20 protein-coding genes are annotated in these 13927 nt (G+C 55.0%); 9 read left to right on the top strand and 11 right to left on the bottom strand.

The window, feature by feature from the left end; all coding sequences use genetic code 11:
- Window positions 1-48: 48 nt before the first annotated feature.
- A complete protein-coding gene (locus tag ABLU87_RS14915; protein WP_122116792.1) occupies window positions 49-1356 on the top strand; it encodes a serine hydrolase in 1308 nt (435 codons plus the stop codon).
- A gap of 53 nt (window positions 1357-1409) precedes the next feature.
- Here ABLU87_RS14915 and ABLU87_RS14910 read toward each other — a convergent pair whose 3' ends face one another.
- Both ABLU87_RS14910 and ABLU87_RS14905 read right to left on the bottom strand, forming a co-directional pair.
- Window positions 1410-2078: a class I SAM-dependent methyltransferase gene (locus ABLU87_RS14910; RefSeq protein WP_122116791.1), complete on the bottom strand. Its 669-nt coding sequence runs from the start codon at window positions 2076-2078 to the stop codon at window positions 1410-1412.
- A 71-nt stretch (window positions 2079-2149) separates the two neighbouring features.
- Complete coding sequence (locus tag ABLU87_RS14905) at window positions 2150-3037, bottom strand: LysR family transcriptional regulator (protein ID WP_122116790.1); 888 nt, start codon at window positions 3035-3037, stop codon at window positions 2150-2152.
- Between the two features lie 97 nt (window positions 3038-3134).
- Here ABLU87_RS14905 and ABLU87_RS14900 point away from each other — a divergent pair, with 97 nt between their 5' ends.
- Window positions 3135-4190 (top strand): SDR family oxidoreductase, encoded by a 1056-nt coding sequence (locus ABLU87_RS14900; protein WP_196942026.1) that lies wholly within the window; start codon window positions 3135-3137, stop codon window positions 4188-4190.
- A 223-nt stretch (window positions 4191-4413) separates the two neighbouring features.
- On the opposite strand, the gene ABLU87_RS14895 is transcribed toward ABLU87_RS14900, so the two are convergent.
- Window positions 4414-4755 carry a hypothetical protein gene (locus ABLU87_RS14895; RefSeq protein WP_122116789.1) on the bottom strand — a complete coding sequence of 114 codons (342 nt, stop codon included), beginning with the start codon at window positions 4753-4755 and terminating at the stop codon, window positions 4414-4416.
- Between the two features lie 92 nt (window positions 4756-4847).
- Between ABLU87_RS14895 and ABLU87_RS14890 the strand changes: the two genes are divergently transcribed.
- Together ABLU87_RS14890 and ABLU87_RS14885 are read left to right on the top strand one after the other, a co-directional pair.
- On the top strand, window positions 4848-4997 hold the full coding sequence (locus ABLU87_RS14890) for a hypothetical protein (RefSeq protein WP_182012391.1): 150 nt from the start codon (window positions 4848-4850) through the stop codon (window positions 4995-4997).
- Complete coding sequence (locus ABLU87_RS14885) at window positions 4994-5155, top strand: helix-turn-helix transcriptional regulator (protein ID WP_046877968.1); 162 nt, start codon at window positions 4994-4996, stop codon at window positions 5153-5155. Before ABLU87_RS14890 ends, ABLU87_RS14885 begins: the two co-directional genes overlap by 4 nt.
- On the opposite strand, the gene ABLU87_RS14880 is transcribed toward ABLU87_RS14885, so the two are convergent.
- The 7 genes from ABLU87_RS14880 to ABLU87_RS14850 form a co-directional block, all read right to left on the bottom strand.
- Entirely contained in the window at window positions 5152-5907 is a 756-nt protein-coding gene (locus ABLU87_RS14880) for a GntR family transcriptional regulator (protein WP_122116788.1), read from the bottom strand. The two genes, ABLU87_RS14885 and ABLU87_RS14880, sit on opposite strands and share 4 nt — an antisense overlap.
- Window positions 5908-5921: 14 nt before the next feature.
- Entirely contained in the window at window positions 5922-6662 is a 741-nt protein-coding gene (locus ABLU87_RS14875) for an SIS domain-containing protein (RefSeq protein ID WP_025106291.1), read from the bottom strand.
- A 16-nt stretch (window positions 6663-6678) separates the two neighbouring features.
- A complete protein-coding gene (locus ABLU87_RS14870) occupies window positions 6679-7989 on the bottom strand; it encodes a PTS ascorbate transporter subunit IIC (protein WP_004851013.1) in 1311 nt (436 codons plus the stop codon).
- Window positions 7986-8273, bottom strand: a complete 288-nt coding sequence (locus ABLU87_RS14865; protein ID WP_004851015.1) for a PTS sugar transporter subunit IIB — start codon at window positions 8271-8273, stop codon at window positions 7986-7988. Before ABLU87_RS14865 ends, ABLU87_RS14870 begins: the two co-directional genes overlap by 4 nt.
- A gap of 25 nt (window positions 8274-8298) precedes the next feature.
- Window positions 8299-8742, bottom strand: coding sequence for a PTS sugar transporter subunit IIA (locus tag ABLU87_RS14860; RefSeq protein ID WP_014229418.1), 444 nt, complete (start codon window positions 8740-8742; stop codon window positions 8299-8301).
- On the bottom strand, window positions 8735-9475 hold the full coding sequence (locus ABLU87_RS14855; RefSeq protein ID WP_122116787.1) for a creatininase family protein: 741 nt from the start codon (window positions 9473-9475) through the stop codon (window positions 8735-8737). The genes ABLU87_RS14860 and ABLU87_RS14855 overlap by 8 nt, the downstream gene beginning before the upstream one ends.
- A 134-nt stretch (window positions 9476-9609) precedes the next feature.
- Complete coding sequence (locus tag ABLU87_RS14850) at window positions 9610-10455, bottom strand: phosphotriesterase (RefSeq protein WP_227633865.1); 846 nt, start codon at window positions 10453-10455, stop codon at window positions 9610-9612.
- 441 nt (window positions 10456-10896) lie between these two features.
- Here ABLU87_RS14850 and ABLU87_RS14845 point away from each other — a divergent pair, with 441 nt between their 5' ends.
- The 5 genes from ABLU87_RS14845 to ABLU87_RS14825 all read left to right on the top strand — a co-directional run bounded on the left by ABLU87_RS14845 (window position 10897) and on the right by ABLU87_RS14825 (window position 12928).
- Window positions 10897-11589: a hypothetical protein gene (locus ABLU87_RS14845; protein WP_122116786.1), complete on the top strand. Its 693-nt coding sequence runs from the start codon at window positions 10897-10899 to the stop codon at window positions 11587-11589.
- Window positions 11590-11591: 2 nt separating this feature from the next.
- Entirely contained in the window at window positions 11592-11762 is a 171-nt protein-coding gene (locus tag ABLU87_RS14840) for a hypothetical protein (RefSeq protein ID WP_310886770.1), read from the top strand.
- Between the two features lie 60 nt (window positions 11763-11822).
- Window positions 11823-12302 (top strand): type VI secretion system tube protein TssD, encoded by a 480-nt coding sequence (tssD, locus tag ABLU87_RS14835; protein ID WP_014229423.1) that lies wholly within the window; start codon window positions 11823-11825, stop codon window positions 12300-12302.
- A gap of 74 nt (window positions 12303-12376) precedes the next feature.
- Window positions 12377-12613 (top strand): hypothetical protein, encoded by a 237-nt coding sequence (locus tag ABLU87_RS14830; protein ID WP_122116785.1) that lies wholly within the window; start codon window positions 12377-12379, stop codon window positions 12611-12613.
- A 66-nt stretch (window positions 12614-12679) separates the two neighbouring features.
- The gene (locus tag ABLU87_RS14825) at window positions 12680-12928 is read left to right on the top strand and encodes a hypothetical protein (RefSeq protein WP_014838528.1); all 249 of its coding nucleotides are present in this window, start codon (window positions 12680-12682) and stop codon (window positions 12926-12928) included.
- Between the two features lie 36 nt (window positions 12929-12964).
- Here ABLU87_RS14825 and ABLU87_RS14820 read toward each other — a convergent pair whose 3' ends face one another.
- Window positions 12965-13858: an oxidoreductase gene (locus tag ABLU87_RS14820; protein ID WP_122116784.1), complete on the bottom strand. Its 894-nt coding sequence runs from the start codon at window positions 13856-13858 to the stop codon at window positions 12965-12967.
- Between the last annotated feature and the right edge of the window lie 69 nt (window positions 13859-13927).

Genomic DNA, 13927 nt, shown 5'->3' with positions numbered 1-13927 from the left:
CCGCGTTTTTTTAAGCTGAACACCTTCCTGAGCTGAACGAGTAAAAATATGAAAAGCAAAGTGTTTAACCCTGGCCTGCTGTCTGGCGTTGTTATCAGTCTCTGCAGCGTCCTGCTGGCGCCCGCCGCGCATGCCGCCTGTACCGGCACCGAACTCAGCGTCTGTCCCGCCCCCTTTGATGCGCCGCTTCCGGATCCCCACAACATGCTCACCTGGAGCCAGACCGACCGGGTAATCGGCTTTCGTAACGACTACCGCAATTACGCGGGCGATGTGTTTCATCACGGTAATGCCGTGCCGTTGCAGGCCGCGGCGAAACGCTTAACCGACGCAAGCTATCGGGTGAACGGCCAAACCTGGAATCTGCAGGATTACCTGCGGCGCCAGAACGTCAGCGGCATGCTGGTGCTGAAAAATGGCAAAGTGGCCTGGAAATATCTGGCAGAAGGCAATACCGACACCACTCTCTGGACATCGCGCTCGGTGGGCAAATCCGTGGTTGCCACCCTGGTGGGCGTGGCGATTAAACAGGGCAAAATTCACTCGCTCGACGATCTCATCACCGAGTATGAACCCGACCTGAAAGGCACCGCCTGGGACGGTGTGACCCTGAAGCAGCTGATTAGCCACACCTCCGGGGTGGCGTGGAGTGAGGACTACACTAATCCGCAATCGGACTTCGCCCGGCTTACCGAGTGTGAAGCCAGACCCGGCGCCTATGACTGCGTACGTCAGTTGGTGTCCGGCCTGCGCCGCGCGCATCCTGCCGGCGAGAACTGGTCTTACTCCTCCGGCGGCGCATGGCTGCTGGGGGATGTGCTGGAACGCGCCACCGGCATGACGCTGGCGGCATATCTGGAAAAAAGTATCTGGCAACCCTACGGTATGGCGAGCGACGGCGTGTGGCATGCCTACACAAAAGGTGAGCACGATGTGGGCGCACACGGCTTTAACGCCACGTTAGAGGATTGGGGGCGCTTCGGTGAGTTCATTCTGCATAACGGCGTGCTGCCGAACGGCGAGCAGATCTTGCCGGAAAACTGGGTTGCCGAGTCATCACGCTGGACTCGGGCGGCAGACTCGCTGTCCGCGGCGCATCCACACGGTATTTACGGCTACCAGTGGTGGAACAATGAAGTGCCGGCCAATGCGACCAACGTTGAACCTGCGCCGCAGGCATCCCTTCAACATTCGCTGTGGGCGCTGGGCATTTTTGGTCAGATGATAATGGTTAATCAGGCGGAAAATCTGGTCATCGTCCAGTGGTCGACCTGGCCGCAGGCTGAGCCCGCCTTCAGCGCCCAACCGCTGGAAGCTTCGCTGATGTTTAGCGCGATAGCGAAGGCACTGCATTAACGCCGATTTGGCTCCCGTCCGCTCCAGGCCCGAGCGGACGGGAGGCGTGAAGGTTAATCGACTCTACATACCATGGTGGCATGATCCCACCATGCGTTCTCATTAATATTCACCTCAAGAACCGTAAATTGCTCCGCCCGAATCTCGTCCAGCAGGGCCTGGAGCGGTCGCAACGTACGCCAGGGTTTGCCCTCTTTAAGTAAATGATGGCGGATAGGATCGTACGCGAGAATATCCTCGGGATGACGCGGGGTTCCGCACATGGAGCCGATCACCAGTCGTCCTCCGGGTTTCAGTAATCTTCTGACTTCGGCGAAGCAGAGGTGGCGGGCATCATCAATCAGGCAATGCATACAGCTGCCATCAACAATGAGCTCAAACGTCGCATCCTGACACTGATGAATATGGCAGACATCTCCAACAAAAAAATTTGCCGGGAGACCCGCTTGCTGAAAACGATTTTGTGCCCATCGGATCGCGGTTTCGGACCAATCTATCCCCCACACCGAATAGCCTCGTTCCGCAAAATACTGCGCGGCCATCGCGCCATTCCCGCACCCCAGCTCAAGGACAGGCGCGCCGGGTTGGGGGAAATAGTGCTGTAAATGAAGCCAGCTAAAAACGCGCTCCTGCTGTTCTTTGGCCCGGAAATAACCTTCGCCAGCCCAGGCGATAGCGCCATTTGCCAGCAACTGCCGATACTCTTTTTCATAGCGGTTCATAATCAAGACGCCTTTGTCAGCAGCAACGCTCGTCACTTTACGCGCGGTAGAGGCAGGAGAAAAACCAACCGTCAGACACTCTCCGTCATCTCAGGCAGCAATTGTTCAATCACGTCGATAATACTTCTTACCCGCGGTGGGATAAAGCGGGCGTCAGGATAGACCGCATAGAGAACGCGATCGGGTAATCGCCAGGCGGGTAATACCGGTACCAGCCTGCCGGACTGCAAAGCGTGGGCCGCAAGGGGTAACTGCATGCCGCCGATACCGATGCCGGACTCTAGCGCCTGCAGCAGCGCTTCGCTGGTGTTGGCACGGAAGACGGTATTCACTTTCATATCAACCGTTTTATCACCCGAGACCAGCCGCAGCGGCGCGTCCTGCGCGATGCCGCTGAACCGCACGTGCGGGTGGGCGGCCAGCTCGCTGACGGCATGCACCGTTTTAAAACCGGGGGCGGCAAAGAGCGCGGTTTCAATACGCGCCAGCACGCGCGCCGCACTCCCCGGCGGCGGTTCACTGCTCAACCGCAGCGCGACATCCACTCCTTCAGCAACCAGATCGGCAATGCGGTCATCAAGGGAAAGCGTCAGACGCAGTTCGGGGTGCATTTTCTGCAGCGCCAGCAGATGCGGCAAAAAGAGCTGCCCCAGGCCGCTCGGCAGCTGCACGTGCACCCGGCCTTGCCACTGGCGATCGGTTGGCTGTAAGCGCCTTTCCGCTTCATGCATCGCTTCCAGCAAAAGCTGCATATCGCGCCGGTAACTTTCCCCCTGCTCGGTCAGCGCCATCGCCCGCGTGGTTCGGTGCAGCAACACCACCCCAAGCTCCTCCTCAAGCGCCGCGATCTGCTGACTGACGGCGGATTGTTTCATCCCGCACTGGCGGGCTGCCGCTGAAAAGGATCCCGCTTCTACCACGCGCAGGAAGGTGGCAATGGCGTTGAGCTTATTATTCATTTAATGATTCTACTTATAAGTGTCATCAGTTTTACGGGATATGCGTGAAAAAAATAATATACCACACTGCCTCTGTCACCCACCCTGGAGAAGCAACGTGAATAAGATACTGCAACCCAAAATCGCCCTGGTCGCCGGCGCCAGCGGCATTATTGGCAGAGAACTGGTGAAAACGCTGTTACGCAATCGCTGGGAGGTTATCGGCCTCAGCCGCCATGCATCGTCCCACCCGGAAAACATTCCCTTCATTCACGTCGATTTACTGGATGCGCAGCACAGCGCGCAAAAACTGCATTCGCTCAACGGCGTCACCCACATTTTTTACAGCGCATGGGCCAACGCCGGGAACTGGGCGGAAATGGTTGAACCGAACGTCACCATGCTGCGCAACCTGGTCAGCAACATCGAGCAAACCGCACCGCTACGGACGGTAAGCCTGATGCAGGGATACAAAGTGTACGGCGCGCATCTTGGTCCGTTCAAAACCCCGGCGCGTGAAAGCGATCCCGGCGCACCCGGGGCCGAATTTAACGCCGCTCAGCTCACCTGGCTCAGCCATTTCCAGCGCGGAAAAACGTGGCGCTGGAACGCGATCAGGCCGGGCGTGGTCGGCAGCACGGTGCCCGGCAACGCCATGAATCTCGCACTCAGCATCGCGATCTATGCTTCGCTATGTAAAGCGCAGGATCTACCGCTGCGTTTCCCCGGTTCGGAAAAAACCTGGCACAGCATCGTCGATCATACGGACGCCGGGTTGCTGGCTGATGCCACGCTGTGGGCCGCGACCTCGCCAACGGCGCAAAACCAGGCGTTCAACGTCAATAACGGCGACATCTGGCGCTGGTGCGAGCTGTGGCCGCGCATCGCGAGCTGGTTTGAACTGGCATCCGCCCCGCCGGTCAGACTGTCATTTCACCAGCTGTTTGTGGATTACCGCGCGCACTGGCGCGAACTGGCCGGGCAGAGTCTGGTGGAAGCGGACATCTTACGGCTCAGCGACGGTAAATTTGCTGATTTCGTCTTTGGCTGGAACTACGACATGTTTGGCGATGGCAGCAAACTGCGCCGGGCGGGCTTCACTGAAATGCAGGCCACCGACGACATGTTTTTCCGCCTGTTCGCTCAGCTGAGAGCCGCGCGGATTATCCCCTGAAACAGCAGGCTTTAACCGTCAGCCGGCGTCGCGCGAGCAACCCACGATTCAGTTTTTCGCCTCTTCCTCGCGCGCTCTGGTATCCGGGGTAATGATTATTCCAGGACGTAAAAAAGCCGGGTTCTCCCGGCATCATGATTTACCAACCATTTTCTGCGTATAAATACAAAACGTAGTGGATGATATTACTCCAAATTGCAGCATCCTTATGCTTCTGATGATTTCAGAGTACAGATTGAAGAGTCGCAACCGCCGTAAGCAGGATACCGATAACTACCGGATAAAAAACGCAGGAAATCAGGTATTCAGCTACCTTATGGCCTTTGCTTTGTGTATGAATAGTTCTTCCTATACTTATCAGAGAGGCAAAAAAACCGATAGTCGCCACAACGGCTATTAGAGTCAAAATGCAATACAGAGTTAACCCTCCAACCTCTCTTTTTTCAAGGCAACCTAACATCGCCAGCGCCTGCAACAGGCTTAATGCGATCGCCCCAGAGCAGCTTTCACATACCTTTCCATAGATACCAAACACTTCCCAGGCACGTTCGTTAATACGCTTCATAATGAATTCCTTTTATAAAATTAAAAAAATGCGTTTAAGTGTTCACCCGACCCTTCACCCTTTAGAGCAAAAAACAATCAATAGGTGAACAGGTGATTACGTGCCGTTACTCCTGTCACCGGCAGGTTAAGTTTCATGGTTTACCCGCCGGGCTTTTCGCATGGGCGATCTGGCAGGGGATCGGCGTCACTCAATACGTCAGAAAACGCACCATTCTGAGCCTCGACCTGGCGCTGAGATGACGTCCAGAGCGCTGGCGGCCTATGTAGGGATTACCGAGCAAAACCTGTCTTTGCTCAAATCAGGAAAGGTGAAAGGCATCCGCTTCGATACGCTGGCAAAAATCTGCCAGGCGCTGGAGTGCCAGCCAGGCGATATTCTCGCCTGGGAGGCGGATTAACGCCCTTTCTCGATCGTGCAGGCCCACTGCTGGCTCATGCTGCTCTGGCTGGTGGCGATTTGCAGCGACAGGCTGGCGTCAAGGGTATGCGTGACGCTGTATTCAAGCACCACATCATCCAGATCGCGGGCGACGCGCTCAATGCGAAACAGAGCCTGGCCGGGTTCAATATTGAGCAATCCCGCCGTGCGGCTATCGCAGCACACCGGCGTATAGCGTTCCCTGGCGTTGGCCGGCGAGTAGCCGAACGTTTCCCGCAGCTGCTTATACAGCGATCGGCTGCCGTCCACGTGGCTCAGATCGTTATAGATACGGCCATTAAGCCAGGTCAGCACATGGCCAACCGGCCGGTCGCCCTGCACTAACAGCCGCTCCAGACGCATCAGCTGGCAGCCTAAATCCAGCCCCATTTGCTCCGCCACCTGGCGGTCGGCCATGGTCGAAATCAGCGACAGAACTTCCACGGCTATCTCCCCCGGCGGAGCAAAGGTGGTCAGTACGTCCGGGAGGTCGGTGTAGTATTTCTGCAGCGCATCGCGGTTAATAAACGTCCCTTTACCCTGTTCGCGGTACACCATGCCAATACTGGCCAGCGAATCTATCGCCTGTTTAATGGTACCGCGCGCGACCTTAAACTCCCCGGCGAGCAGCAGTTCGCCCGGGAGTTTATCGTCATAGGTAAAAGAGAGGATCCGCTGCAGGATAACGTCTTTTATCCTTAAATAGAGAGGGAGTCCATCCGACTCAAACATACTTGTGCTCCAACTCAGAGGTAGTGTATCTGGCTCCTGTAAGCGCTAAGTATATCCTGATTTATCTCCTGATTACCGTCTATGTTTGCGCTGGCGAGAATGGGCGGCGTGCGCGCATTTTCCAGCATGATTTCGCAAATACGTAATACCAGGCTGTTGGCGATGGTCGCGCCCATGATGGTGGAGAGCGGCGCGGCTTTCTGCGCCATCCCCGGCAGGCTCACCGCCGCATCGCCATACTCGCAGTGGTTATCAATGGTGATATCGGCCACATCCACCAGCAGCTTGCCGCTGGAGTGGCGCGACGTGACGCGCGCCGCCGTCGCCAGGCTGGTAATCGCGATAACCGTTGCGCCGCACGCTTTCGCCGCTAGCGCGACATCAATGGTAATCGCGTTGCGTCCCGACACCGAATGGATCAGCAGCGTATCTTCAGCCCTTAGCGGCGACTGCTCCACCAGTACCCGACCGAGGTGCTCCACATTTTCCACCGCGCTGGTGAGGGTTAACGGCCTGACGTTAAGCATCAGCGCAGGCGTAAAAAGCGGATTGATGATGGCCAGGCCGCCCGCGCGATAGCTCATCTCCTCAGCCAGGATCCCGGCGTGGCTGGCGCCAAAGACGAAGATGTTGCGCTGCCCCATAATGCTGTGGGACATGATTTCCGCCGCCCGGGTGAGTTCATCGGGGCGCTGCTCAAGAAAAGCCAGCTTCTGGCGGATCTGACTGTAGTACTGTTTCAGGGCCTGACTCATAGACTTCCTCCCGATATCAGAACGCCAGCAGGCGGGTCAAAAGATGAATGACTGGCGCGAGGACAAACATATCGCTGTCGCCTGCCCATAGCGCGGTATCCGGGATCGTATTGTCGATAAAGCCGGTGACGCAGAAATACTGCCCCCACGCGACCACGGTCGAGGTGATAAACCCCGCCAGCAGAGCGCCTTTATAGCCTCCGGTAATATTGCCGAAGACCCCCGCCGTACCGGCGTGAAAGAAAATCACAATCATGCTGGGAATAAAAACGTAGCCGGTATAGCGGCCGATCAGGGTCAGCCACAGCAGCGAGCCGACGAAAGCGCCGACGAACCCCAGCACCACCGCGTTTGGCGCAAAGTTAAACAGTATCGGGCAGTCCAGCGCCGGTTTTGCGCCGGGCACCAGCCGCGAGCCGATGCCGTTAAACGCCGGCACCATTTCGCCAATAAACATCCGTACGCCGAGCAGCACGACGGCAATGCCGCCGGTAAACATCAGCGATTGTTTGAGGGCATAGATGTAGAAGCTCAGGTCGCCGGATTGCGCCAGGATCTCCGCCGCTTTCGGCGTACCTTTAATCTGCAGAATAAAGGTGCCAATAAAGAACAGCAGCGCCATGGTCAACGCCGTCACCACGTTGGAGTCGCGCAGGAAACCCAGCTTTTTAGGGACTTTGATATCTTCGGAGCTGATTTTGTTGCGGGCGAAAATCTGGCCAAAAATCGCCCCCAGCAGCGCGACGGAGGCGGAAGTATGCCCCAGCGCCACGTTGTCGTTGCCGGTGATTTTCCGCACCCAGGGCTGAACCAGCGCGGGCTGTAGGGTCCAGTAGAGCCCCATAATCACCGTTAGCATCAGCGTCAGCTGCACCGCTGAAATAGCGGGCTCGGTGTTCACCATCACCCCGGCAAAGATCATCGTCGTCCAGAACATCATATGTCCTGTCAGATAGATGTATTTAAAGCGCGTCAGCCGGGCCAGCAGCAAATTGATGGCGAATCCGCCGGCAATGGCGATGGTCACGCTGCTTCCGTAGCGTTCGCTGAAGCGCGCCTGGCCGATAATATTGGTCAGGTTCATTGAGCTGAGACCGAAAACCTCGGTCCAGATCGGCTGAAATATCAGCAGCGCTGAGACGATAATCCCGGCCCCCGCGCCGATGATCAGAAAGCCCAGAATGCCTTTCAGGGTGCCGGACACAATGTCCGCCAGCGATTTCTTTTGCAGCACCAGTCCCAGCAGCACAATCAGGCCAATTAAGATCGACGCTTCACCAAATATATTGATGGTGATCCAGCGCAGCACGCCAAGAAACTCGCTCATGACGGCTCTCCTGCGGGCAGAATTTTCGCCTGGGTCAGCGCCGCGGTGATTTCGGCGTTATCGATATAGTTGTTCACCACCACCACCGGACAGGACAGATGCTTAAGGTTGTCCACCAGCTCCGCGTTGGTTATCACCACATCGGCGTTGGCCGAAGCGGCGGAAGAGACATCCATATGTTCCACGGAGGCCTGAATCCCGTGCTGTTTTAACACCGCCTCAACGTTCATTTTTAAAATCAGGCTGGAGCCCATACCTAAACCACAGACTGTCAGAATTTTCATCGCTATTCACTCCGTGTTCATCACGCTACAAACGCTGCGAGCCGCTGGCTAACAGCCGATAAAGTTGTTCTGGATCGTTCGAATGCATCAGGGTATGCAGGTTATTTTCATCGCTGAGTACGGTCACGATATGCTGGATAAGGTGGATATGGGCATCGCTGCTGGTTGCCGAAAGCCCCAGCACCACCTGCACCGGGTCGTTTTCCGCATGACCAAACGCCAGCGGTTCACGCAGCCTGACCGCGCTGATCTGCGCTTTCATCGCCCCCTGCTCCGGGCGGGCATGCGGCAGCGCCAGCCCGGGGGCAATGACAAAATAGGGGCCCAGCTCGCGGTAGCTATCGACCATTGCCTGGACGTATTGCGGACTACAGGCTCCCGCGCGGCACAGCGCGTTCCCCGCCTCGCGAATGGCCTCCTCAGGGGTAGCGGCCGGGCAGTCAACGCGTATCGCCTGACGCTCAATCATCGGAGGCTCCTTGGGTTAAGTGATGACGGATAGAGGCAAGCGTGGTCGCCAGCGCCCGCTGGACGAACGCGCGCCCTTTCTCTTCGCTGGCGGCAGTGGGATCGCCCAGCACCGCATAGTCAGAAAACTCGGTCCAGGGTATCGGCTGATAGCGAAAATTGTTCGGGAAAGCCGGATAGTGCGCGCGGGCGTTGGTCATGGTGACGAACTCTGGCGCCAGCGCCAGCATCAGCGAGGTTTCGACCTCATCAGCATGCATATAGCCGGGGTAAGCCACCGCGGTGGTTTGCCATCGTTTTACCTCCTCATCCATCCCCGCCCAGCTATAGCTAAGCAAGGTAATACCCTGCTCTTTTAGCTGCCGGGAGGCCGCTTTCATCGCATCAAAATTGCCGTAATGCGCGTTAATCACCGCCGTGGTGGTGATACCGTAGCTGGCCATGTTTTCCGCCAGCGACACCAGCAGCGACGTCAGCCGTTCATGACCGATATCAATCGCGCCCGCGTGGCCGCGCAGGGACCAGACCTGGCTGTAGGAAACAACCGGCAGGCTCAGGGCGCACTCGCCCAGCTGCTCGTCAAGCAGCGCGCAAAACCGCTCGGCGAGCAGGTTATCGGTATCCAGCGGCAGGTGGTCGCCGTGCGGCTCGACGGCGCCGAGCGGCAATAAGGCGATCCGCGCCTTTTGTAACGCCCGCCGGGCCTCGCTTTCGTTTAAACGATGCAGCTTCATAACATCTCCTCAGGCAAAAGCGAGGTAACGCGCCGGGTTGTCGACAAAGAAATCATGCAGCAGCGCTTCGCCGTCAAACCCGGCTTCCCGGGCCTCGTCAATGAATCTTGGCCGCCAGTCGCTAAGGATAAATTTCAGCCCCAGCCCCCTTTGCCGTAATGCGCGCTCATGGATTTACGGGCAAAATCGCCGCCGATTAAGATCTGCTTTTGATAACCGCGCTGGCAGAGCGCCAGGATGGCCTGGGTACGGATGTGCTCTGGGTGATATTTGATGCGGCTGATACCGTCGAAAGAGAGAAACGCCCCGGTGTTGGCGATCTGACGGTGCAGCCAGGGATCGGGGTTACGATCCATATGAGCAAAACATAAGCGGGAGAGATCCAGCCCCCATTTTTTGAAGAGCTGCGCCTGCTCGAGTCCCATCGTCCCCATTTCCGTATGGCTGTGCATCGGCGCCCCGGTGCGCTGCTGGGCGCGAACGATAACCTCCATGGTTTTTTGTTCCAGAGGGGAAATGGCGTTATAGCCGGTACCGCACTTCACCACGCCGGCCCGATGTTCGGTGCCCTCTATCCCCTCAGTGACCTCGCGACAGACGTGTTCAACCAGTTCATCAACGTCTGAATGTGCAATCCACTCGGCGAAAGTCTGCGCGGAGCCCGGCCGCTTGCTGCTCCATAGAAAACCCTTGTTAAAACCCGCAGTGGCGATAATGTGCAGCTGCTGGCGCTGCGCCATGGCGGCGACGGCTGCGGCCTGACGGCCATAATCCGGCGCGGTGGCGTCGTAGATGGCGTTACCACCCGCCCGGCGGAAGTCGCTTAATTCACGCTCTGAAGCCTGCGGATCGTCGAGTAATAGATCGTCATCCTGACGCTCGGCCCAATAGGGCGGAATACAGTAGATATGGTCGTGGCTGTAGGTGACGCCCAGCTGATTGGCGGAAATATCCCCGTTTAACGTTCGAATGATGCCCATGTTTCTTGCTCCCCGGAACGGATAAGAAGGTGCTTTCAACATAGGCGCGCCCCACTTGACCAGTCAAGTGATCAAGTTCGCATCAGTCATATAAAATTTCTATCTGTGAGGTGGGTAGATATTTAAAACGCGATAACGGCGCACTACGCGGCTGACTTCCAGGAAACAGAAATTATATCTGTAAGAGGATCGTGACGGGGACGGTATAAAGCTTTTTATACTTCAGTGAAAATTACGGCTGACGCTGGCTGCTATAAAGGGAATGGTAAAAATACCTTTCATACCCCTGAACGTTCCCGTAATAAAGCAGTACCTAAAGGTTATGCCAGTGACTTCACGGACAAACAGGATGGGACTGAATTATTTTCCCTTTAACCATCGGATGCTTTCGCTGGATAAAATTCAAAAACGGGATTTAATGAACACGATCAAGGAGCAGTGATGTTCTACAGGAATGAAGTGATCAGTTATTTACAGACGAATAAAATCCTTGCGTTAAAACTCGACCGTGCCTTAACGGGCGTCGAAAAAGCGGTATCAAATCAGATTGAAAGCATAGGCGCAGGCGCGATGCGTATGCTGTATTATACCTCCTGCTTTACTGATGAGTATCAGGATGTATGCCAGCAACAAAAAAACGAAGACCTTCGATTTAAACAAGGTGTTATTTATTTGTTGCGACATGGTAATCTCGTGTACGACTTGCTAAAAATATATTTTGAACAAATATTCAAATTTAAAACTAACGATCAATTGGAATACATTAAAAAAAAGCTTATGGCGGTTAATATCCATATTGCCGCCAGTTCACTGACAAGCGCGGGATTTGCTTTAGCAACAGCATCATTTGTCGCAACAGGCACAAGACTCAGTCTTGAGTTCAGCGCACTGGCAGGGCAAAAAGCAGGTGGGATTGTAGGCGCTATTGCCATATACGGCGTTGTCCAGAAAGCGGTTAATAGTGCACATCGTCTTCACATGACTTATCCTGCTTACTACTCAGCGCTATACGCGAAAGAGCTGGAAATGATGTATTTTCTGATAGAACCCTTGTTTGAACGCGCCGAGGCGTTTAAAGCACAATGGGTATCGGATGATGAAATTGCAGATATCATCAGGAGGATGATCCAATAATTATGATGAATTTGATTAAAAGATTGCTCAGGCGAATATTTAGATCCCTGGTGTCGTATTATGGCCCCGCCGCGCTAACAATAGTATTTGCTTTAATTCAAGGCCTATGGTTTCCGGAGAGTCCTGCCTGGCTTATCCCCGTTTTTTTCTTATTGGTAATTTTTATTTTTTAACGATACGTAACATGGTAATTCCTGAAAATTATTACCCTCCTGAATATATAAGGAAATAGTATGTCTACACCCGCACATTTATGGCTTGAGGATGAAAATGGTTCTCCAATTATGGGTAGCTGTTTAATGCCGCTACGAATGGGATCTATCGAGTTAAAATCCTTCTCCCACGGTATCACTATCCCGGTAGATCCCAGCTGGGGAAAACTGACGGGTACCCGCGTTCACCGCCCTATCACGATAGTAAAAGAATTTGATCAGACAACACCGCTTCTGTATCGCGCAGTCTGCGAAGGCCGAACCATGAAGACGGCGACAATCAAAATGTATCGTATTCTCGAATCAGGTATTGAAGCCGAATATTTCAATATCATTCTGGAAAACGTCAAGTTTACAACGGTTGCACCGTACCTCTCTCCAAACGGTATAAGTAGTACTCATCTTGAAACGCTCGAATTGCGTTATGAGGCGATCACCTGGAAGTATACGGAAGGAAATATTATCTATCGTGATAGCTGGAACGATCGTTGCTGTGCGTGATGACAAAGGGTTTCACAGGAGGTCAAGGCTTCCTGTGAGCCTCACGAGGACATCAACCGCCGGCGGGAAATCTGGTGGATAATTTAGCACCAACACCGTGGCAATGTTCCACCTTAGCGCTCCAACTGGGGGAGAATGTTCAACATAAAAGTGACGTTGTCACATGGGGATTTTTCAAAGAGAATACCGCTGCTCATGGAAAAATCGCTTTCATCACCAAGGAGGTGAATGATTTTATTATTTATAAACAATACGTTATAGAATCCTTCAGTACATTTAATCTCAGACTAATAATCAACATCATTGATTAAAATGTTTAATTGAATGAATCGATAAAAAGAGTATTGTTAAAAACAATGATGAGCGGAGATAAATAAATGTTACGTGATTTTTTGAAGGTAGAAAAAGAGGATCGTCTGGTCGAACAACAGGACGCCAGCAGCGGTAAAGTGAATTCAACGGACGTCACCGAATGGATTATTGTGAATAAAAATGGTGATAAAAAAGGCCGGGTGGCGTTATTCAATCAATTTACCACCCGCCGTTCCTATTGCGTGAATTACCGCATCACCCAGTTTGATAATAGCGGCAAAGTGGTTGTCGACCGGCTGGCGGAATCAATCTGATCCCGGGGAACGTTATCACGCCGGCGTCCCGCGCCTTTAGCCCGGCCCGTCGCTGGCGGCGGCCAGCAGCGGCACAATCAGATCGCTTAACGGCGTGGGGATATGGTGAATACGGCCATATCGCTGAACGACCCCGTTGCGAATATCCCACTCCAGCGGCAGCCCGGCCTCGCGATCCGTCAGTATTGAAGTGCTTAAATCCGGAGGCGCACGGTGAAAACCGGTGAGAATTTCCTGCGGCACGCCGTCGTCCAGGCTGGCGCCTGCGGCGCGCGCCACCGTCAGCCCCTCCTGCAAATAGGCTAAAGCAAGCGCCGTGATATCGTCGCGGGCAAACATCCCTGCCCGCCTCCCCGCCAGCACCATCAGACCGGCGACCGCATTCTGCAGCAGTTTGCGCCACGCAACGGAGAGAAAATCCGCGCTGATATCCACTTCACAGCGCGTGTCCCGTAGCGCGTGCCGCACCCGCTCGGCCCCCTCAACATCCGGCAGCGTCAGGCGCGGTTTCGCCCGCAGCCAGACTGACGCTTCAGGTTCACGCTGCGCGGGGAACCAGACGACCGATGGCAGCACAGCCGCTTCCGCCACGTACGGCGCGAACAGCGTTTTTTGTTCAACGCCGTTTTGGAGCACGCAGACTGCCGTTCGATCGTGACACAGCGCTTGCAGCCACGGTTCAATAGCCGCAATTTGTGTCGCTTTTACCGCCACAAATACCAGGTCGTACGGCGCGGCGACCGAGGCCGGTTCCGTCAAGACCGGCCCCGGCACCACAATATTTCCGCCATCAAAACGCAGCGACAGCTGCGGGTGCGCGCGGCGGCCGCATACCAGAGGCGTACGGCCAACCTCGTGCAGCGCCGCGGCGATGGTGGTACCAATTGCGCCCGGACCGATCAGCGCAACGGTGGGTTCTTCAACTGTCATCTATGCCTCCAGGCCGCTTCCGGCCCCTGAGATTTCATTGGTACGTAACATAAACGCGACTTCGTTCGC

This window comes from Klebsiella sp. CB_Kp196 (assembly GCF_040061575.1).
Taxonomy (GTDB): domain Bacteria; phylum Pseudomonadota; class Gammaproteobacteria; order Enterobacterales; family Enterobacteriaceae; genus Klebsiella; species Klebsiella michiganensis.
This window is presented reverse-complemented; position numbering and strand designations above follow the sequence as displayed.